Below are 20,911 nucleotides of genomic sequence, written 5' to 3'. Positions count from 1 at the left end.
CGCCAAGGAAGGCCACGGTGCGGGCGCTGGCTGACCGACCGGATCCCACGGCCGGGTGACGGCGGTCGCCCGCTCGCGCGCACGAGGTATGCCGCCCACCTCGTCACCAAGGCGCTGTCCCCCAGGGGACGTTCAGCCCGAGGGAAGGACGGCGGCTTCCGCGGTCTCCCCGCGATCGAGGCGACCCGGGCACGGCGGAACCGCCGGCGGTTCACGTTCGAGCCGCAGGTCGCGCAGCCACGCCTCGTGCGCCGCCCACCCCCGGCCGTGTGACCAGCGGCTGCCCCCCTTCCGTGCCGACCGCGGCAGGACGGGCCGACCGGCGCTGGGCCGAATGGGCCAGGGAAGAGCCCTTGCGGTCCCTACCCGGCCGAGTCGCCTCAGGAAGACGCCGGCGGTACCCAGCAGGACCAAGCGCAGGAGGTGCGCACATGCTGTCGCCGTCATCGCCGGAGTGGACGGATCGGCCGAGAGCCTCGCGGCCGCCGAGTGGGCCGCTCGCGAGGCGCTGCTGCGGCACCGGCCGCTGCGACTGGTGCACGCCTGGCGACCACCTGCCCGACGCCCGGGGCGAGGACGTCGTCTCCGGAGTCCGCGACGCCGTGCCCCTGACGAGCTGAAGACGCTCCACCTCCGTTCGCACGTCGAACTCGGCGACCACCTGCGCACGCTGGAAACCACTACCGCGACCTGTGCGACATGGAGTTCACCGTCGAACATGGTCCCGCCGCGCCAGGCGAAAAGCGGCCGTTGAAGAGTGGTGCACACCTTCCGGCGCGGCGGCGGTGTACCGCCGTGACGGCGGGCACTCGGGCGGGCGCGGCCGTAGTGCGCCGACGCGAGGGGCGTGCGGCCGCACGCGACTGGGCGGACCGGACCGACGGGCCCAGTCCTCCAGGGCGGTTCGGCCCTGGTGCGGGCGACGGCCGCACCGGATGATCGATGTGCCGGTCGAACCCGCATGGCGGGCCCGGCCGTGGCGGTGAAGCCGTCCCTCCACCTACTCACAGCTCAGGGGAGTTCCATGCTTTCGCCCGAGTCGGCAGTTGTCGTCCGTGCCACCCTGCCCGCCGTCGGCGGCGCACTGGACGAGATCACCGCACGCTTCTACGGCACCATGTTCGCGGAGCAACCCGAGCTGCTGGACGGTATGTTCAACCGGGGCAACCAGGCCAGTGGCGAGCAGCGCCGGGCCCTGGCCGGGTCCATCGCGGGCTTCGCCCAGGCCCTGCTGGCCGACCCCGACGCCCGCCCGGACGCCCTCCTCGCCCGGATCGCGCACAAGCACGCCGCGCTCGGCGTCACCGAGGACCAGTACACGATCGTCCACAAGTACCTCTTCCGCGCCATCGCCGAGGTACTCGGCGAAGCGGTCACCCCCGAGGTGGCCGCCGCCTGGGACGAGGTGTACTGGCTGATGGCCGGTGCCCTCATCGCCCGGGAGGCCCGCCTCTACCAGGACGCCCAGGTCGACCCGCGCAAGCCGTGGCGGCAGTGGACGGTCGTGGAACGGCGGGAGGAGACCCCCGACGCGGTGTCCTTCCTGCTGCGCCCGGCCGACGACGGCCCCCTGCCGCAGGCGCGGGCCGGCCAGTACGTCAGCGTCCGGGTGCTCATGCCCGACGGCATCCACCAGACCCGCCAGTACAGCCTGTCCAACGGTCCCGGCGACAGCCTGCGGCGCATCACCGTCAAGCGGGTCGCGAGCGTCGGCGACGCCCCCGAGGGCGAGGTCTCCAACCAGCTGCACCGCGCCGTGCGGGTCGGCGACGAGCTCACCCTGTCCGCCCCGTTCGGCGACGTGGTCCTCGACGACTCCGACACCCCGCTCCTGCTGGTCTCCGCCGGTATCGGCTGTACCCCGATGGTCGGCATGCTCGAACACCTCGCCAGCACCGGCTCGTCGCGGCCGGTGTGGGTCCTGCACGCCGACCGCACCCCGGCCGACCACGCCCTGCGCGCGGACGTCCGACGCCTGGCGGACCAACTGCCCGACCCCATGGTCGAGTTCTGGTACGAGCAGGAGGGGAGCGAGGAAGCCGGCTCCCACACGGGCCTGATGGACCTCGACGCCCTGGACCTCCCCGCGGACGCCGACGTCTACCTGTGCGGCTCGCTCCCCTTCATGCGCGCCGTCCGCACCCAGCTCCTTCAGGCCGGCATCCCCGCCCGCAGCATCCGCTACGAGGTCTTCGGCCCCGACCTCTGGCTGGTCCACGCCGAGCGCTGAGACCCCGGCGTCCGCGAGGGGGCGGGCGCTCACCGTCACCGACCGTCAGAGCAAGCTCCCGGGGGATGCAGGTCCCGGTCGGCCATGCGGGGGGTGACGGGGCCGGGCGTCCCCGGGGATGCTCCGTTCGGCTGTCAGCGGCAGGCGTGGCCCGAACGGCCCTGTCGGAAGCCCCGTGCGGCGCCGGAGGGTGGGGGTGCAGAGTCCGGCCCGCACGGTACCCGGTCACTGTCCCGACTCGGAAAGGAACCCCGATGTCCGTCGACACGCAGGCGCCCGCCCGGCTGGAGGAGGACCAGCTGAGGTCGCTGGACGCCCACTGGCGCGCCGCGAACTATCTCGCCGTAGGCCAGATCTACCTCATGGCCAACCCCCTGCTGACCGAACCTCTGCGCCCGGAGCACGTCAAGCCGCGGCTGCTGGGCCACTGGGGCACCTCGCCCGGCCTGAACCTGGTGCACACCCACCTGAACCGCGTCATCAAGGCCCGTGGTCTGGACGCCGTGTGCATCTGGGGGCCCGGTCACGGCGGTCCGGCGGTGCTGGCCAACTCCTGGCTGGAGGGCTCGTACACCGAGACGTATCCGGACGTCCCGCGGGACGCGGCCGGCATGGCGCGGCTGTTCAGGCAGTTCTCCTTCCCCGGCGGCGTACCGAGCCATGTCGCCCCGGAGACGCCGGGCTCGATCCACGAGGGCGGTGAACTCGGCTACTCGCTCTCCCATGCCTACGGTGCCGCGCTGGACCATCCGGACCTGCTGGTGGCCTGTGTGATCGGCGACGGCGAGGCGGAGACCGGTCCGCTGGCCGCGTCCTGGCACTCCAACAAGTTCCTCGACCCGGTCCACGACGGCGCGGTCCTGCCGATCCTCCACCTCAACGGCTACAAGATCGCCAACCCGACCGTGCTGTCCCGCCTGCCCGAGCACGAACTCGACGCACTGCTGCGCGGCTACGGACACGCCCCCCTGCACGTCACCGGCGACGACCCGATGGTCGTCCACCGGGCGATGGCCGCCGCGATGGACGACGCACTGGAGCGCATCGCGGCCATCCAGAGCAGCGCCCGCGAGGACGGCGTGGGGGAGCGGCCGCACTGGCCGGTGATCGTGCTGCGCACCCCCAAGGGCTGGACCGGCCCGGCCGAGGTCGACGGCCTCCCCGTGGAGGGAACCTGGCGCTCCCACCAGGTCCCGCTGGCCGCCGTACGGGACAACCCCGAGCACCTGCGCCAGCTGGAGCAGTGGATGCGCTCCTACCGGCCGGAGGAACTGTTCGACGAGCACGGCGCCCCGCGCCCCGACGTGCTCGCCTGCGTCCCCGAAGGCAGGCACCGGCTGGGCGCCAACCCCCACGCCAACGGAGGCCTGCTGCTGCGCGAGCTGCCCCTGCCGCCGCTGGAGAAGTACGCCGTCGAGGTCGACAAGCCCGGCGCCACCCTGCACGAACCCACCCGTGTTCTCGGCGACATGCTCCAGGAGGTCATGCACGCCACGAGTGAGCGGCGCGACTTCCGCCTCGTCGGCCCCGACGAGACCGCCTCCAACCGGCTCCAGGCCGTCTACGCGGCCAGCGGCAAGGCCTGGCAGGCCCAGCTGCTCCAGGTGGACGAGCACCTGGAGCGCCACGGCCGGGTCATGGAGATCCTGTCCGAACACACCTGCCAGGGCTGGCTGGAGGGCTACCTCCTCACCGGCCGGCACGGACTGTTCTCCTGCTACGAGGCGTTCGTGCACATCGTCGACTCGATGGTCAACCAGCACATCAAGTGGCTGCGCACCACCCGCCGCCTGCCCTGGCGTGCTCCGATCGCCTCGCTCAACTACCTGCTCACCTCGCACGTGTGGCGCCAGGACCACAACGGCTTCTCCCACCAGGACCCCGGCTTCGTCGACCACATCCTCAACAAGAGCCCCGAGGTGGTACGGGTCTACCTGCCCTCGGACGCCAACACGCTGCTGTCCGTGGCCGATCACGTCCTGCGCAGCAAGGACTACGTCAACGTGATCGTGGCCGGCAAGCAGCCCTGCTTCGACTGGCTCTCCATGGCGGAGGCGAAGGCCCACTGCGCACGCGGCGCCGGCATCTGGGAGTGGGCGGGCACCGAGGACGGCTCCCGTGAACCGGACGTGGTGCTGGCCTGCGCGGGGGACGTCCCGACCCAGGAGGTGCTCGCCGCCGCCCAGTTGCTGCGCCGCCACCTGCCCGAGCTGGCCGTGCGGGTGGTCAACGTCGTCGACATCGCCCGGCTGCTGCCGAGCGAGGAACACCCCCACGGAATGAACGACTTCGAGTACGACGGCCTGTTCACCACCGACAAGCCGGTCATCTTCGCCTATCACGGCTACCCGTGGCTGATCCACCGCCTGGCCTACCGCCGTACCGGGCACCGCAACCTGCACGTGCGCGGCTATAAGGAGATCGGCACCACCACCACGCCGTTCGACATGGTGGTCCGCAACGACCTCGACCGCTACCGCCTCGTCATGGACGTCATCGACCGCGTCCCCGGGCTCGCGGTCCGCGCGGCGACCGTACGCCAGCGCATGGAGGACACCAGGCAGCGCCACCACTCCTGGATCCGGGAACACGGCCTGGACCTGCCCGAGGTCACCGACTGGACGTGGGACGGCTGACCAGCCGTCTTCCGCGTGCGGGGGCGCGATCACCGATGGCACTCCACAGGCGTCTGACCGGCCGGTGAGAGGCTCCGTCCAGGCACCCGTCACCTCTCCGCGGAGCGAAGGCGGCCAGGTCCACGGCCGCGCCATGCACGTGCTCTACGCTCCCCAAGCAGGGCCGCCCTACGAGATCTCTTCCATTCCCTCTGGCATCCCACCCGCCACGCCGGCCTGAGCCGCCCGGTCATGACGGGGATGTGGAAGCCGGCCCGGCGCCCGCGTGCCCGCAGACGCGTGGTCGGCCTCGTCGGCCCCCTCGCCATGGTGACGGTGGTCGGCCTCTGGGCCGTCATCCTCATCCCGCGCTGGGCGGTCATCTACTGGCCCCACATGCCGAGGGCCTTCACCCTCACGCCCGGCTCCAAGGCCGCGCAGCAGCCCGCACTCCTCGACTCCGTCTGCCTGTCACTCGTCACCGTCGCCACCCTCGGGCTGGGTGACATCACACCCGGCCAGGGGTGGCTCCGCCTGGTCGCGCCCCTGGAGGGGCTCGTCGGCTTCGCCCTCCTGACGGCCACCGTCTCCCGGGTGCGGGAGATCCACCCCGCGCTGACCCGCAGGAGGGTGCTGGCCATGCACTGGGGATGCGTTGCCGTGGTGGCGAGCGATTGCCGGCAGGGCAGAAGAACAGGCCAGTGTTCCGGAGGGTTTCCCGGCGGCATGCACCGGTTCCGGCAGCCGAACGCGGGCTGCTGATCCAGGTGTTGCCTGGTCTTCCGACCGCTTCTCAGCCGTTCCGGCCCGCAGAAGCGCTCTCGTGACCACCTGGCTGCGCGGGGGGCGGGGCCGTGGTGGCCCGGGGAACCAGGTGCGTCGGGAGGACGATGTGCTGCTTGTGATCCGGGTCCGCATCATGGATGAGCTTCAGTGCCAGCTCGCCGGCGAGGCGGCCCATGTCCGAGGGTGACTGGGCGACCGTGGACAGGTCTGTCCATTCGGCCATCTGATGGTCGTCGAAGCCGATGACGGACATCCGCTCGGGCACCGGTATCCGGGCCTTGCCCAGGCAGTGGACGATGGCGATGGCCAACTCGTCCGTCTCGGCGAAGATGCAGGTGGGCGGCTCCCTCAGGCTCAGCAGGTTCCCGAGTCCCTCGGTGATGCCCCGCCTGTCCTCGAAGGACATCGTGACCACCAGGTCGTCGTCCAGGGGAATGTCCGCCTCCGTGAGCGCCTGCTGGTAGCCGAGCAGCCGTTCGCGCGAGCTGAAACAGAAGCCGCTGGCGCCCAAGGTCGGCGTGAAGGCGATCCGGCGGTGGCCGAGGTTGAGCAGGTGCCGGGTGGCCTTGACGGCTCCGGCCACGTCGTCCACGTATACGCTCGGGCGGCCCTCGACGTGCTGGCTGACGTAGATGACCGGCATTCCGAGGTCATCCAGCCGCAGGGTCTCCTCGTCGGTCAGATCGAACCCGAACACCACCAGCGCGTCCGCGTTCCGCCCGGCCGGAAGGCGCTCGAAGAACGCGGTGCGTTCGGCCATGTCACGTATCGCGTAGACGGACAGCTCCATGCCTGCCGCGCGCAGCAGCGGGCCCAGGCTGGACAGTGCCGACCCGTGGAACCAGGAGTTGAGCGTGGGTACGAGCACCGCCACGACCCCGGTCCTCCCCGTGACGAGACTCGCGGCCTGTCGCGAGACCGCGAAGTTCAGCTCACGAGCGGCCTCTTCGACCCGGGCGCGGACCTGCGGCGAGACGCTGGGCAGGCCGCGCAGCGCGCGCGAGACGGTGGATGGGGAAACCCCCGCCCGTTCGGCGACGTCGACCATCGTGGGGAGCCGTTGAGCGGATGACATGAGCGGAAGTTAGCACAGGTGCGTCCGATCTGTTCGCTGGCTCATAACAACGCTGTCACCGCCTCCTGTTCGGCACGGTTTTATCCCTTTTGGTCGTAAATGCGGCTGTACGGTGCGCCGATGTCCGGCCTTATTACCGGCTGGTTACGCATTGACATCCCACAGGTGCACTCCTAGCGTGCAAGCGTTGTCTCGACGAGATCGAATTCGCTCCCCCGAAGCAGTCATTTGGCTTGCTGACCAGCAGCTTTCTTTCATGCAACGTTGCGACAGCACTGTCCGTCACACTTCGGTTTCCGCACGACCAGGAGAAAGAAAGACAGTGAAGACCAAGACCACCAGAGCTCTTCAGGGTTCCGCGATCCTCGCCACCGCCGGGCTTCTCCTCAGCGCCTGCGGCTCGTCCGGAGGCACAGACTCAGGGGAGCAGGCCGGGAGCACGTCCTTCCAGGGCCGCGGACCCATCACGTACGTGGCCGGCAAGGACGCCACGGGCGTCGTCCCCAAGGTCATCGCCCGTTGGAACGCGCTGCACCCGAAGGAGAAGGTCAGCTTCGTGCAGCTGCCGACGGACGCGGACTCGCAGCGGCAGCAGATGATCCAGAACGCGGAGACGAAGTCCGACGCCTACACGGTGCTCTCCCTCGACGTCGTGTGGACCTCGGAGTTCGCCGCCCACCAGTGGATCGACCGCTTGCCCGAGCAGCAGTTCCCGCTGGCGAAGATGCTCAAGCCGGTGGTGGAGACGGCGAGGTACCGCGGTGGTCTGTATGCGGCACCCGCCAGCTCGGACGGCGGCATGCTGTACTACCGCACCGACCTGCTGAAGAAGGCCGGCATCACCCGGCCGCCCGTCACCTGGGCGGAGATGACGGACGACTGCGCCAAGGTGAGGAAGCTGCCCGAGGCGAAGGACATGTCGTGCTACGCCGGTCAGTTGCAGAAGTACGAAGGCCTGACGGTCAACTTTGCCGAGGCCGTGAACTCCGCGGGCGGCACCGTCACCGATGCCGGCGGGAAGCCCGACGTCGACACGCCCGAGGCCCGCGCGGGGCTGGACTTCCTCGCCGGCGCGGTCAAGGACGGGACCATCCCCAGGGAGGCGGTCACCTACCAGGAGGAGGAAGGGCGTCAGGCGTTCCAGGCCGGCAAGCTGGTATTCCAGCGCAACTGGCCGTACATGTACGCACTTGCCGAGAAGAGCAAGCTGGCGGGGAAGTTCGCGGTCGCGCCGCTGCCCGGCCTCAACGGTCCCGGCTCCTCCAGCCTCGGCGGCCACAACCTGGCCCTGTCGTCCTTCGCGAAGAACAAGGCCACCGCACTGGACTTCATGAAGTTCTTCAGCAGCGAGACCAGCGCGAGCACGTTCCTGAAGGACGCCTCCCTCGCCCCGCCGTACGCGAACCTCTACGACGACCCCTCGCTGGTCAAGCAGTATCCGTACCTGCCCGTTCTGAAGCAGTCGATCCTGCGTGCCGTCCCGCGCCCGCGGGTCGTGAGCTACGGCGACGTGACGTCGGCGATCCAGCAGGAGGCGTACGCCGCGCTCACCGGCAGCAAGAGCAGCGCGCAGGCGCTCAAGGACCTGCAGAGCGACCTGCAGAAGTCCACGGCGCAGTGAGGAGCGTGGTCATGGCCGACACCAGGACCCCGCCCGACACAGAGGCGGAAGAACCCGGCACCACAACCGGCAGTCCTTCAGTACGGCCCGCCGGGCAGGCGAACCCTCGTCGCACGCGCACCAAGGCGACCGCGGGCTCGGGATGGACGGCGGCCCTGCTGGTGTCCCCGACGCTCCTGGTGCTGTCGATCGTCGTGCTCTATCCGACGCTGATGGCGCTGCGGGAGTCACTGTACGGGGTCAAGGGGCTGGACCCGACGACCGGTTTCATCCGCACCACTGAACCTTTCGTCGGCCTGGAGAACTACAGCCAGATCTTCGGCGCCGCCGGAGACCGCTTCTGGAACGCCTTCTGGAACACCACCTTCTTCACCGTCGTCACCGTGGGGCTCGAAACCGTGATCGGGGTGGCCATGGCCCTGATCATGCACAAGGCGTTCCGCGGCAGAGCGCTGGTACGGGCCGGCATCCTCGTCCCCTGGGCGGTGCCCACAGCCATCTCCGCCCTGCTGTGGCGCTGGATCTTCCACAGCGACGGCGTTGCCAACGCCCTCATCGGCCACCAGATCCTGTGGACCACCGAAGGCTTCCACGCCAAGGTCGCGGTCATCGTCGCCGAGGTGTGGAAGACCGCGCCGTTCATCGGTCTGCTGGTCCTGGCCGGCCTGCAGGTGATCCCGAATGAGGTCTACGAGGCCGCGCGCATCGACGGCGCAGGCGCCCTGCGCCGGTTCTGGCACATCACCCTGCCCCTGGTGAAGCCCGCGCTGCTGGTAGCGGTGCTGTTCCGCTGCATGGACGCGCTGCGGATGTTCGACCTGCCCTACATCCTCATCGGCGCGCAGAAGAATTCGGTGGAGACCCTGTCGATGCTGGCGCAGCACGAGGCTTCCAACGTCCGCTTCGGACCGGCCTCCGCCTACGCGGTGCTCCTCTTCCTCTACGTCTTCCTCATCGCGTTCGCCTTCGTCCGGCTGCTCGGTACCGACCTCGTCGGCGGCACCGAACGCAGCAGCAGTCCGGGAAGGACCAGGCGTCGGCGCTTCGCGGCCCTGCGCCGTGCGGAGGTGGCGGCATGACCACGACGGCGAGATGGCGGAACCGACTGCTCTACGTGGGTGTGGTCGCGGTGGTGGCCTACTGCCTGGCCCCGTTCTACTGGATGCTGGTCTCCAGCCTGCGGCGCAGCTCGGACATCTTCGACACCTCACTGTTCCCCAGCACGGTGTCGTTCGAGAACTACCGCGCGGCGTTCGACCCCTCGCAGGGCTTCACCAAAGCGCTGCTCAACAGCCTGATCGTGGCCGGTATCACCACCGCGCTGGCGCTGCTGCTGGCCACCTGCACCGCCTACGCGATGGCCCGGCTGGACTTCCGGTTCAAACGGCTCATCCTCACCCTGATCATCGCCACCTCGATGTTCCCGGTGGTGTCCATCGTGGTTCCCCTGCTGAAGCTGTTCACCGACATCGGCTGGATCAACACCTACCAGGCGATGATCGTGCCGAGCATGTCCTTCGCGCTCCCCCTGGCGGTGTGGAACCTGACCACCTTCTTCCGGCAGATGCCCGACGAACTGGAGCACGCCGCCATGATCGACGGATGCACGCGCGGTCAGGCCTTCCGCAAGGTCATCATCCCCCTCGCCGCACCGGGCATCTTCACCACCGCGATCATCACGTTCATCGCTGCCTGGAACGAGTTCCTCATCGCCCTGTCGATGACCAACAAGCCGGGCATGCAGACCGCACCGGTCGCCATGTCGAAGTTCGCCGGCGCCACCCAGTTCGAGACCCCGTTCGGCAGTCAGATGGCAGCGGGAGTCCTGGTCACCGTGCCCCTGGTGGTCGTGGTGCTGCTCTTCCAGCGCCGCATCGTCGCCGGACTCACCGCAGGCGCGGCCAAGTAGCCACCGGACGGCACGCCCGTCCCTCCCTCCCCATCCCCGAAGGAGCAACGCAGCAGCATGTCCGGTACTGCACCGTGGTGGCGCGACGCCGTCATCTACCAGGTCTACATCCGCAGTTTCGCCGACGGAAACGGCGACGGCGTCGGCGACATCGCGGGCATCCGCTCCCGCCTTCCGTACCTGAAGTCGCTCGGCGTCGACGCCATCTGGATCAACCCGTGGTACAAGTCACCGATGGCGGACCACGGTTACGACGTGGCCGACTACCGCGCGATCGACCCGCTGTTCGGCACGGTGGCCGAGGCCGAGGAACTCATCGCCGAGGCGCATCGACACGGGATCCGAGTCATCCCCGACATCGTGCCCAACCACACTTCCGATCAGCATGCCTGGTTCCAGGCCGCCCTGGCGGCCGGACCCGGCAGCCCGGAACGCGAACGCTACGTCTTCCGGCCCGGCCGCGGACCCGACGGGGGCGAACCCCCCAACGACTGGGTCTCCTGCTTCGGCGGCCCGGCCTGGACACGGCTGCCCGACGGGGACTGGTACCTGCACTTGTTCGCCCCCGAGCAGCCCGACCTCAACTGGGAGCACCCCGAGGTGCGGGCAGAGTTCGAGTCGATCCTGCGCTTCTGGTTCAGCCGGGGTGTCGACGGCTTCCGTATCGATGTCGCCCACGGCCTCGTCAAGCACCCCGGACTGCCCGACCTGCCTCCCCGTCAGCAGCCGGCCCAGCAGGGTCCCCTCGCCACTGCCGACCCCTCGCAGGAGGGGCCCCAGCAGCACACCGACCACCCGCACTGGGACCGCGACGAGGTCCACGAGATCTACCGTGCCTGGCGCAAGGTGGCCGACGAGTTCCCCGGCGACCGGTGTTTCGTCGCCGAAGCGTGGGCCGACACCCCTGAACGGCTCGCCGCCTACGTCCGCCGGGACGGTCTGCACACCGCCTTCAACTTCGACTTCCTCATGTCCAGTTGGAGCGCAAAGGACCTGCGCGCTGTCATCGACGACTCCCTCGGCATGCTCGGGGCGGTGGGCGCACCGGCCACCTGGGTGCTCTCCAACCACGATGTCATGCGCCACACCAGCCGCTACGGCCGCACGACGGTCAAGCGATGGGCGGTCAACGAGCCCTACCGGCCCGAAGGCCCCGTGGATCTGGAACTGGGCACCCGGCGCGCCCGTGCCGCAGCCCTGCTGATGTTGGCCCTGCCCGGCGGCGCCTACATCTACCAAGGTGAGGAACTCGGTCTCCCCGAGGTCGAGGACCTGCCCGAAGCCGTACTCCAGGACCCCATCTGGGAGCGGTCCGGACACACGGACCGAGGCCGCGACGGCTGCCGGGTACCCATCCCCTGGTCCGGGCGGACGCCACCGTACGGCTTCAGCCCCGAGGACGCTTCCGCGGCGCCCTGGCTGCCGCAGCCGGCGGACTGGGCTGAGCACACCGTGGAAGCGCAAACCAGGGACGAGACGTCCATGCTCGAGCTCTACCGCGGCGCCGTGCGGCTGCGCCGTGAGCACCCCGCGCTCGGCGACGGCACCCTCACCTGGCTCGACGCCGCCGAGGGCGTCCTGGCCTTCCGGCGGGACCCGGGCTTCGTATGCGTCGTCAACCTCTCGGCCACGGCATACCGGCTCCCCGACCACACGTCGATCCTGCTGGCCAGCGGTACCGCGCAGGGCGGGCTGCTGGCACCTGACGAGGCGGTCTGGCTCTCCGTGTAGCCGTACGCCTGCCCGGGACCTGTCCGGTGTTCCCCCTGCTCACCGGACAGGCCCTGGGCCCTTCTGGCCGCGCGTCCCGGTCCGGGTAGCCGCACTCGGTCCAGGACGCGCGTGGGGAGCCGGAGACGCAGCGTCCTCGGGGAGCGCCGAGGTGGGCGGCGTGCCTCTGCTGCAGACCTGGCTCTAGAAGAAACCGAGCTTCCTCGGCGAGTACGACACCAGGAGGTTCTTCGTCTGCTGGTAGTGCTCCAGCATCATCTTGTGGGTCTCGCGGCCGATCCCGGACTGCTTGTAGCCGCCGAACGCCGCGTGCGCGGGGTAGGCGTGGTAGCAGTTGGTCCACACCCGGCCCGCCTGGATCGCCCGGCCCGCCCGGTAGGCGGTGTTGATGTCCCGGGTCCACACGCCCGCGCCCAGGCCGTACAGCGTGTCGTTGGCGATCTTGATGGCGTCGTCGAAGTCGTCGAAGGAGGTCACCGACACGACCGGTCCGAAGATCTCCTCCTGGAAGACCCGCATGCGGTTGTCGCCCTCGAAGATGGTCGGCTGGACGTAGTACCCGCCCTTCAACTCGCCTTCCTGCTCGATGCGTTCACCGCCGATGAGGATCCTCGCGCCCTCCTGGCGGCCGATGTCCAGGTAGGAGAGGATCTTCTCCAGCTGGTCGTTGGAGGCCTGGGCGCCGATCATGGTGTCGGTGTCCAGCGGATGGCCCGGCTTGATGAGCCGGGTGCGTTCGACGGCCGCCTCCAGGAACTCCGCGTAGTGCCCGCGCTGGATCAACGCCCGGGACGGGCAGGTGCAGACCTCGCCCTGGTTGAGCGCGAACATCGTGAAGCCTTCGAGCGCCTTGTCGCGGAAGTCGTCGTCCTGCGCCCACACGTCGTCGAAGAAGATGTTCGGTGACTTCCCGCCGAGCTCCAGGGTGACCGGTTTGATGTTCTCCGAGGCGTACTGCATGATCAGCCGCCCGGTCGTGGTCTCCCCGGTGAACGCGATCTTCGCCACCCGCGGGCTCGACGCCAGCGGCTTGCCCGCCTCCGCGCCGAAGCCGTTGACGATGTTCAGCACGCCCGGCGGCAGCAGGTCCGCGACCAGGCTCAGCCAGTAGTGGATGGAGGCCGGGGTCTGCTCGGCCGGCTTCAGGACCACCGCGTTCCCCGCGGCCAGCGCCGGTGCCAGCTTCCAGGCGGCCATCAGGATCGGGAAGTTCCACGGGATGATCTGCGCGACGACCCCGAGCGGCTCGTGGAAGTGGTAGGCCACCGTGTCGTCGTCCACCTCGCCCAGCGATCCCTCCTGCGCCCGGATCGCCCCCGCGAAATAGCGGAAGTGGTCGATCGCGAGCGGGATGTCGGCCGCCAGCGTCTCCCGCACCGGCTTGCCGTTCTCCCAGCTCTCGGCCACCGCCAGCGGCTCCAGGTACGCCTCCATCCGGTCGGCGATCTTCAGCAGGATCTCCGATCGCTCCGCCACCGGCGTACGGCCCCACCCGGGTGCCGCCTCGTGCGCCGCGTCCAACGCCCGCTCGACGTCCTCAGCGGTACCGCGCGCGATCTCCGTGAACGGCTGCCCGTTGACCGGCGACGGATTCTCGAAGTACCGCCCACGCGCCGGCGGCACATAGGTGCCGCCGATGAAGTGGTCGTAGCGTGCCTGGTAGGAGACGATCGCGCCTTCGGTGCCCGGCGCCGCGTAACGAGTCATGCTGGTCTGCCTCCTGGTGCGGCGCTGCCCGCCGTTGGGCAGCTCTCGGCGCGAGGCTAGGCAGGCGGACGTTGCACGTACGTTGCACCGCAGGTCCGCCCCGGTGCCCGTCCGACCGGTACCGCCAGCTCGGCCTCCAGCGCGGCGAGCCGGGCGCGGACCGGGGCCGTCGGGCGCACCGCCGCGAGCGCCCGCCACACCTCGAGGTCGTCCTCACCCCAGGGCGCGTGCGCCCAGTCCGCCAGCAGGTCGGGATCCCGGTGCGCGATCAGCGCCGTGCGCAGCGCGCCCGCGAGCCGCTCCCGCAGCCGGACGATCGCCGGGGCCTGCGAGCCGGGCAGCAGGGGCCCGGTGTAGGCCTCCGCCGCCGCGGTGAGCGCACCCGTCTCCAGCCGCCGCTCCACGACGGTGGCGTCCGACTCGACCGTGGCCGTCAGCCGGTAGGGCCGCGAGGCGAGCAGCCCCGGACCCAGCAGCCTGCGCAGCCGGGCCAGTTCGGCCCGCAACGTCACCGGGGTCACCGACTCGTCCGCGTACAGGGCGCACAGCAGCTCGTCACCGCTCAGGCCCTCGGGATGCCGGGAGAGCAGCAGGAGGATCTCGCTGTGCCGGCGGCTCAGCCTGATCCGCCGCCCGTCCAGGGCGAGTTCGGCCTCGTCCCGGCCCAGCGCTCCCAGCAGCGGCCCCTCCCCGGCGGCGGGCGGCGGGGCCAGCAGGGCGAGCTGTGCCTCGGCGGCCCGCGCCACCGCCTGCACGAAGCCGAGGCTGTGCGGATGGGCGAGCCCGTCCCCGCCGGTGATGTCCACGGCCCCGAGGACCCGACCGGTGCGTGGATCGTGCACCGGAGCGGCGGCGCACGTCCACGGCTGCACGCGCCGTATGAAGTGCTCCGCGGCGAACACCTGCACGGGCCGGCCCACGGCGACCGCGGTCCCCGGCGCGTTGGTGCCGACCGCGCTCTCCGACCAGCGGGCCCCGGGCACGAAGTTCATCCGGTCCGCGCGGCGCCGGGTGGCCGCATGCCCCTCCACCCACAGCAGCCTGCCGTGCGCGTCGCACACCGCCAGCAGATGCTCGCCGTCGGCCGCGAACGTCCCCATCAGCTCCCGGAACAGGGGCATCACCCGGGCCAGCGGATGCTCCGCGCGGTAGGCACCCAGGTCGCCGTCGGACAGCTCCACGCACGCGGTGCCGTCCGGCCCGACACCGGCCAGCGCGCTGCGCCGCCAGGACTCCGCCACCACCGACCGCACCGGGCGCGGCACCGTCCCCGCCGTGGTGAACGTCTCGTGCGCCCGGCGCAGCACCCGGACCCGCTCGGCGGGGTCGGCCCCCGGCTCCAGGGCAACCCACGGATCGGTCAATTCGGCCTCCCCGGACGTGATGGCGGTGTTAAGGCGGCGGGGACCATCGTCACCCCGGGTGTTCGCGCGGACAACCGGTGCGACGGGGGCTGCGCCGCGGCTAGGCGAAGTTGACCAGTCTGATGTAGCGCACCCAGTCCCAGGCCGGTCCCGGGTCGGTGTGGTCGGTGCCGGGCACCTGATAGTGGCCGATGATGTGCTCGCGGTCGCGGGGGATGCCGTACGCGGCGCAGATCGCCGCCGTGAGCTTCGCCGACTCCTCGTAGAGGGCGTTGGTGAAATAGCCGGGCCGGTCCACCCAGCCCTCGTGCTCGATGCCGATGCTGCGCGTGTTGTAGCTCCAGTTGCCCGCGTGCCAGGCGATGTCGGCCTCGTGCACGCACTGCGCGACATGCCCGTCCGCCGAGCGGACCACATAGTGCGCGGAGACCTTCTTCGTCGGATTGCCGAAGATCGCCAGCGTGTTGGTGTACGTCTCCTGCGTCACGTGGATGACCACCCGGTCGATCGCGTAGTCGCTCGGTCGTTCGGCCATCGTGTAGTTGGAGATGCTCGCCGGCTGCCACTCGGCCGGCGGGTAGTCGACGAAACCGGTCTGCGCTCCGGCACGCGGGTCGGGGAGCAGAGCGTAGGGGACGGCGGCGAGCGCCGCGCCCTTCAGCAGCCGTCGTCGGCTGAGCCGCGGTTCGGCTCGGTCCATGTCCATGGCGGGATGCCTTTCGGGATGCCTGCGGAAGGCCCTTCGGGAGTCAGAGGTACGGCGGAGACGTCAGCCGCGCGGGGTTCGTGCGGTCTCCGGCAGCCGCGCGTGCACGCCGCGGTACGTCTCCCGCGCGGGCAGCCACTGCGTGCGGGGCTTGGCCACGCACGTGTAGTTGGTGTCGCACACGGCGGCCAACGGCGATTCGACCGCCTGGGTCGCGGATTGGTGCGCGTCCAGCTCACTGAACCCGTAGTCGCGCACCAGCCACTCCACCAGGTCGAGCTGGGATATCCGGAACGCGTCCTCCAGCGGGCGGGCCGAGCGGGCGTGTCCGTCGCCGAGGCCGAGCAGGGCCCCCTCGGCGTTGACCCCCAGGTCGCACGTGATGCTGGCTCGTATCTCCGGCGTGGCCATGTTCCCGCCGTGCGCGTCCGGCATCCCGGTGGAGCTGCCCCTGGACCCGAGGCACGGCACGGCGGGCGTGGCACCCGCCGACCCGGAGGTGCGCTCGGCCCTGGTCTCGGAGCGGACCCGGTGGGCGAAGCAGTCCTTGGTGTCCAGGGCGAGGACGGTGCCGGGTGCGATCCGTGCCGGCGCCGCCGCCCCGCCGAACGTCCAGGCGTACCGGTCCGGTTCCGGGCGCACGGTGATGATCCGGGGCTCGGTCATCGTGACGTGGCTCCCTTCAGCGGAGCCCGCCGGCAGACCGGTGCGTCGGAACGGCCGGGCCGTGGTCGGCGCCGCCGTCGGAAGGCTGCCGCCGGTGGAGGCGGCGCCGGACGGCCTCGACGCGGCCACCGCGGCGGCCGGTGCCGTCGCCGCGATGCTCCGGAACAAGGCCTCGCCCGATCCGATGGCGTCGCGTCGCAGTGCCTTGATCGGCTCCCGGTCCATATGTCCCCCCGAATGTGTCGGTCCGCTGCCGCCTGCCGCCTGCGCGCTTGCGTCATCTCGCGGGCCCCCGACCGTTCATGACGGTCCGTCGGCTGCGCTTCGCGTGAATTCACGGTACGGCTCGGGGCGGTCGGGCAGAAGGGCGTGCCGCGGTTCCGTGGACAAGTCGAGGCTTGTGGACAACTCGATCACCCGATCGGGCGAGGCTGGGGACACACGGGGCCGGGGAGCCGGGTCAGGCGCGCTCCGCCACCACGGCAGGATCGTCCAGTACCGCCCGGACGACCGAGTGCGCGGCGCCCAGCAGCGGGCCCTGGGGTCCCAGCGGGGACACCGTCACCGGGCAGGCCGGGCCTGCCGTACGGCCCGTCAGCTCCGTCTCCAGGGACGGCAGCAGCCAGGGGGAGAGGCCGGCCAGGGCGCCGCCCAGGACCACCGTCTCCGGGTCGAGCAGGTTCACCGCTCCGGTCAGGGCGATGCCGAGGGCCGTACCGGCGTCCCGCAGGGCCGCCCGCACGGCCTCGTCGCCCGCCACGGCGCGCTCCGCGAGCAGGCCCACCAGGTCCTCGTGCGGCTCCAGCCCGGCCGCGCGCACGACCGCCTCCTCGCCCGCGTACTGCTCCAGGCAGCCCCGGCCGCCGCAGGGGCAGGTGGGCCCGTCCGGCCGTACCGGTACATGGCCCAGTTCGCCCGCGAATCCCCGGGTCCCGCGCAGCAGCCGGCCGTCGACGACGACCGCGGCACCGATGCCGATCTCGGCCGACACGTGCAGGAAGTCACCGGGGGTGCCGGCCCCGAGCCACAGCTCCGCCAGGGCGCCGAAGTTGGCCTCGTTGTCCACGGTCAGCGGCCAGTCGTCGGGGAGCAGCCGGCCGAGGTCGGTGTCGTGCCAGTCGAGGTTCGGGGCCCGTACCACCGTCCGTCCGTCCCGGGCCACGAGCCCTGGCACGGCGACCGCGAGCCCGGCGGGCCAGAGTTGCGCCCGTTCCGCCTCCGCGACGACCCGGCGGATGAGCGCCGTCAGCTCCGCGATCACAGGCTCGGCGGCCCGGCCCCGGTTGGCGCCGTGCCGTACCGCCCGGGCACGGACCTCGCCGCGCAGGTCGACCGCGCACACCGCGAGATGGTCGACGCCGATCTCCGCCCCGATCCCGGCCGGACCCCGGCCGCTCACCGCCAGCGCGGACCCGGGCCGGCCGACCCGGCCCGGCCGTTCGGGGCCCAGTTCCTCCAGCAGGCCCCAGCGGATCAGCTCGTCCACCAGCGTCGACACCGCGGCCCGGGTCAGCCCGATCCGGGAGGCGACCGCCGCCCGGGACAGTGAGCCCTCGGCACTGACTGCGTGCATCACCCGGGCGAGGTTGCGCCGGCGCATGCCCTGCTGGGTGTCCGGCAGGGGGCGCCCGGCGCCCGGTGGGCGCGCCTCGTGCAGCGGTGCGGTCATGCCTCCGTCAATCCTCGGTGTCTGCCGCCCGGCGGCGGGCGGGCGGCTCGGTCACGGGGTGTGTGTCTCCCGCTCCAGCAGCGGGGCCGCGTCGGAGAGTACCCCGGTGATCCGTTCCAGCGTCGACCCGTCTCGCTCCACGGCCTCCAGGACCGGGCCCGCGGCCGTGTTCCAGCGGCGGGCCACCGCCGCGGGATCCTCGCCGGTCAGCAGGCCGGCCGCCTGCGCCGCCGCGCCCAGAGCTACCAGTTCCCCGGCCTCGGGCACCTGGACGGGCCGCCCGGAGAGCCGGCGCACCGTCTGCTGCCAGGCCGTACCCCGGGCCCCGCCGCCGATCAGGAGCAGCGGGGTGCTGCGGTCCGCGTCCTCGTCGAGGACCAGGTCGAGCGCCCCGAGCAGTGCGTGCACCGCGCCGTCGTATGCGGCCTGGAGCAGCTGACCCGGCGTGGTGTCGTGGCGCAGTCCGTGCAGCAGTCCGGAGGCGTGCGGAAGATTCGGGGTGCGCTCGCCGTCCAGGTACGGCAGCAGCGTCACCGAGCCGCCGGGTTCCACGGCCTCCCGGTCCAGGTTCAGCAGGGCCGCGACGCGGTCCACCGCGAGGGTGCAGTTCAGGGTGCAGGCCAGCGGCAGCCAGCCCCCGCGCGCGTCGGCGAAGCCCGCCACCGTGCCGGTGGGGTCGGTGGGGCGGCGCCGGGAGACGGCGTACACCGTGCCGGAGGTGCCGAGGCTCAGCACCGGGGTGCCGGGCCTCAGGCCGAGGCCCAGCGCCGCCGCCGCGTTGTCGCCGGTCCCCGGGGCCACCAGGGTGCCCTTGGAGAACGGCAGGTCGTGGCTGTCGCGCACGGTGCCGGCCACCTCGCCGGGGCGGACCACCCGGGGCAGCAGCGCCGGGTCGAGTCCGATGTGGGCCAGGGTCTCCTCGTCGTACGCCTCCGTCCCGGACGCCCACCAGCCGGTGCCCGAGGCGTCGCCGCGGTCGGTCGTGCCCTGCCCGGTCAGGCGCTCGGTGAGGTAGTCGTGGGGGAGCCGTACCGCCCGGGTCGCGCGGACCGCCTCCGGCTCGTGCTCGGCGAGCCACGCCCACTTGGTGACCGTGAACGACGCGCCGGGGACGCTGCCCGTGCGCTCCGCCCAGGCCTTCGCCCCGCCCAGTTCCTCCACCAGCCGGCGGGCCTGCGGTGCCGAGCGGACGTCGTTCCACAGCAGCGCCGGGCGTACCGGCTCGCCGTGCTCGTCCAGGGTGACCAGGCCGTGCTGCTGGCCGCCGATCGACACCGCCGCCGCCTCGTGCGCCGCGTCACCGCACTGGCGCAGCGCCGCGCACAGCGCGTCCCACCACTGACGCGGATCGCTCTCCCGGCCCGCCCCGGCGGTCACGGTGTGCGGGGCCTGGCCGCTCGCCACCACCTGACCGGTGGCCGCGTCGACCACCAGTGCCTTCGTGGACTGGGTGGACGTGTCCACCCCGACGACGAGCGGACCCTCGACTGCTGACATCGGGCTCTCCTCTTCCGCGGCTCCGCGGGAATGTGCGGTGGGCTGTCGAAGACACCTTGCTGTCGAAGACATCTTGTTTCTTCCCAGCGGTGCGTCGGCATACTAATTTGTAAACTGCCATGACGAATAGGCGTACGCACCAAGGAGCCGCGGCATGAACTACCAGCCCACCCCCGAGGACAGGTTCACCTTCGGCCTGTGGACCGTCGGCTGGCAGGGAAGGGACCCGTTCGGCGACGCCACCCGCCGCGCCCTCGACCCGGTCGAGACGGTGCAGCGCCTGGCGGAGCTCGGCGCCCACGGAGTGACCTTCCACGACGACGACCTGATCCCCTTCGGCTCCTCGGACACCGAGCGCGAGTCGCACATCAAGCGGTTCCGGCAGGCCCTGGACGCCACCGGCATGACCGTCCCGATGGCCACCACGAACCTGTTCACGCACCCCGTCTTCAAGGACGGCGCGTTCACCGCCAACGACCGCGACGTACGCCGCTACGCCCTGCGCAAGACGATCCGCAACATCGACCTGGCGGCCGAACTGGGCGCGAGGACGTACGTCGCCTGGGGCGGCCGCGAGGGCGCCGAGTCCGGGGCCGCCAAGGACGTACGCGCCGCCCTGGACCGGATGAAGGAGGCCTTCGACCTCCTCGGCGAGTACGTCACCTCCCAGGGCTACGACCTCCGGTTCGCCATCGAGCCCAAGCCGAACGAACCCCGCGGCGACATCCTGCTGCCCACCGTCGGACACGCGCTGGCCTTCATCGAGCGCCTGGAGCGGCCCGAGCTGTACGGCGTCAACCCCGAGGTCGGCCACGAGCAGATGGCCGGGCTCAACTTCCCGCACGGCATCGCACAGGCCCTGTGGGCGGGCAAGCTCTTCCACATCGACCTCAACGGCCAGTCCGGGATCAAGTACGACCAGGACCTGCGGTTCGGCGCGGGTGACCTGCGGGCCGCCTTCTGGCTCGTCGACCTCCTGGAGAGCGCCGGCTACGACGGGCCGCGGCACTTCGACTTCAAGCCGCCGAGGACCGAGGACCTCGACGGTGTGTGGGCGTCGGCGGCGGGCTGCATGCGCAACTACCTCATCCTCAAGGAGCGTGCGGCCGCTTTCCGCGCCGACCCGGAGGTGCAGGAGGCGCTGCGCGCGTCGCGGCTGGACGAGCTGGCCCGGCCGACCGCGGCCGACGGACTGCAGGCCCTGCTCGCCGACCGCGCGGCCTTCGAGGACTTCGATCTGGCGGCGGCCGCCGCGCGCGGGATGGCCTTCGAACGCCTCGACCAGCTGGCCCTGGACCACCTCCTGGGCGCGCGGGGCTGAACGGAGAAGGGCCG

At 71.2% G+C, this 20,911-nt stretch carries 15 protein-coding genes and 1 pseudogene; 9 read left to right on the top strand and 7 right to left on the bottom strand.

The window, feature by feature from the left end:
* Window positions 1-445: 445 nt before the first annotated feature.
* From S1361_RS39030 to S1361_RS06130, 4 genes and pseudogenes are all read left to right on the top strand, one after another.
* Window positions 446-601, top strand: a pseudogene (locus S1361_RS39030) (universal stress protein); the annotation flags it as partial.
* A gap of 423 nt (window positions 602-1,024) precedes the next feature.
* A complete protein-coding gene (locus S1361_RS06140) occupies window positions 1,025-2,230 on the top strand; it encodes a globin domain-containing protein (protein WP_208030810.1) in 1,206 nt (401 codons plus the stop codon).
* 254 nt (window positions 2,231-2,484) lie between these two features.
* On the top strand, window positions 2,485-4,866 hold the full coding sequence (locus S1361_RS06135) for a phosphoketolase family protein (RefSeq protein WP_208030809.1): 2,382 nt from the start codon (window positions 2,485-2,487) through the stop codon (window positions 4,864-4,866).
* Between the two features lie 231 nt (window positions 4,867-5,097).
* A complete protein-coding gene (locus S1361_RS06130; protein ID WP_243769105.1) occupies window positions 5,098-5,607 on the top strand; it encodes a potassium channel family protein in 510 nt (169 codons plus the stop codon).
* Window positions 5,608-5,638: 31 nt separating this feature from the next.
* On the opposite strand, the gene S1361_RS06125 is transcribed toward S1361_RS06130, so the two are convergent.
* Window positions 5,639-6,706 carry a LacI family DNA-binding transcriptional regulator gene (locus S1361_RS06125; protein WP_341829286.1) on the bottom strand — a complete coding sequence of 356 codons (1,068 nt, stop codon included), beginning with the start codon at window positions 6,704-6,706 and terminating at the stop codon, window positions 5,639-5,641.
* A 322-nt stretch (window positions 6,707-7,028) separates the two neighbouring features.
* On the opposite strand from S1361_RS06125, the gene S1361_RS06120 reads away from it, so the two are divergent.
* From S1361_RS06120 to S1361_RS06105, 4 genes are read left to right on the top strand one after another with little or no spacing between them, the layout of a single operon-like run.
* Window positions 7,029-8,327, top strand: coding sequence for an ABC transporter substrate-binding protein (locus tag S1361_RS06120; protein ID WP_243769104.1), 1,299 nt, complete (start codon window positions 7,029-7,031; stop codon window positions 8,325-8,327).
* Between the two features lie 11 nt (window positions 8,328-8,338).
* Window positions 8,339-9,406, top strand: a complete 1,068-nt coding sequence (locus S1361_RS06115) for a carbohydrate ABC transporter permease (RefSeq protein ID WP_208030807.1) — start codon at window positions 8,339-8,341, stop codon at window positions 9,404-9,406.
* Window positions 9,403-10,236 carry a carbohydrate ABC transporter permease gene (locus S1361_RS06110; protein ID WP_208030806.1) on the top strand — a complete coding sequence of 278 codons (834 nt, stop codon included), beginning with the start codon at window positions 9,403-9,405 and terminating at the stop codon, window positions 10,234-10,236. The genes S1361_RS06115 and S1361_RS06110 overlap by 4 nt, the downstream gene beginning before the upstream one ends.
* A gap of 57 nt (window positions 10,237-10,293) precedes the next feature.
* Window positions 10,294-11,967, top strand: coding sequence for a glycoside hydrolase family 13 protein (locus tag S1361_RS06105; RefSeq protein WP_208030805.1), 1,674 nt, complete (start codon window positions 10,294-10,296; stop codon window positions 11,965-11,967).
* Between the two features lie 183 nt (window positions 11,968-12,150).
* Here the strand turns inward: S1361_RS06105 and exaC are convergent, their stop codons facing one another.
* The 6 genes from exaC to xylB form a co-directional block, all read right to left on the bottom strand.
* Complete coding sequence (gene exaC / locus S1361_RS06100; protein ID WP_208030804.1) at window positions 12,151-13,674, bottom strand: acetaldehyde dehydrogenase ExaC; 1,524 nt, start codon at window positions 13,672-13,674, stop codon at window positions 12,151-12,153.
* Window positions 13,675-13,730: 56 nt separating this feature from the next.
* Entirely contained in the window at window positions 13,731-15,038 is a 1,308-nt protein-coding gene (locus tag S1361_RS06095) for a GAF domain-containing protein (protein WP_208030803.1), read from the bottom strand.
* Window positions 15,039-15,138: 100 nt separating this feature from the next.
* Window positions 15,139-15,738: an N-acetylmuramoyl-L-alanine amidase gene (locus tag S1361_RS06090; RefSeq protein ID WP_208036501.1), complete on the bottom strand. Its 600-nt coding sequence runs from the start codon at window positions 15,736-15,738 to the stop codon at window positions 15,139-15,141.
* A gap of 69 nt (window positions 15,739-15,807) precedes the next feature.
* Window positions 15,808-16,410: a hypothetical protein gene (locus S1361_RS06085; protein ID WP_208030802.1), complete on the bottom strand. Its 603-nt coding sequence runs from the start codon at window positions 16,408-16,410 to the stop codon at window positions 15,808-15,810.
* Between the two features lie 460 nt (window positions 16,411-16,870).
* Window positions 16,871-18,079, bottom strand: a complete 1,209-nt coding sequence (locus tag S1361_RS06080) for an ROK family transcriptional regulator (RefSeq protein WP_208030801.1) — start codon at window positions 18,077-18,079, stop codon at window positions 16,871-16,873.
* Window positions 18,080-18,130: 51 nt separating this feature from the next.
* Window positions 18,131-19,576, bottom strand: coding sequence for a xylulokinase (xylB, locus tag S1361_RS06075; RefSeq protein WP_208030800.1), 1,446 nt, complete (start codon window positions 19,574-19,576; stop codon window positions 18,131-18,133).
* 154 nt (window positions 19,577-19,730) lie between these two features.
* Here xylB and xylA point away from each other — a divergent pair, with 154 nt between their 5' ends.
* On the top strand, window positions 19,731-20,897 hold the full coding sequence (gene xylA, locus S1361_RS06070; RefSeq protein WP_208030799.1) for a xylose isomerase: 1,167 nt from the start codon (window positions 19,731-19,733) through the stop codon (window positions 20,895-20,897).
* Window positions 20,898-20,911: the final 14 nt, after the last annotated feature.

The organism is Streptomyces cyanogenus, from assembly GCF_017526105.1.
GTDB lineage: Bacteria > Actinomycetota > Actinomycetes > Streptomycetales > Streptomycetaceae > Streptomyces > Streptomyces cyanogenus.
Note: the sequence above shows the minus strand (reverse complement) of the source record. Positions and strands in the feature narration are given on the sequence as shown.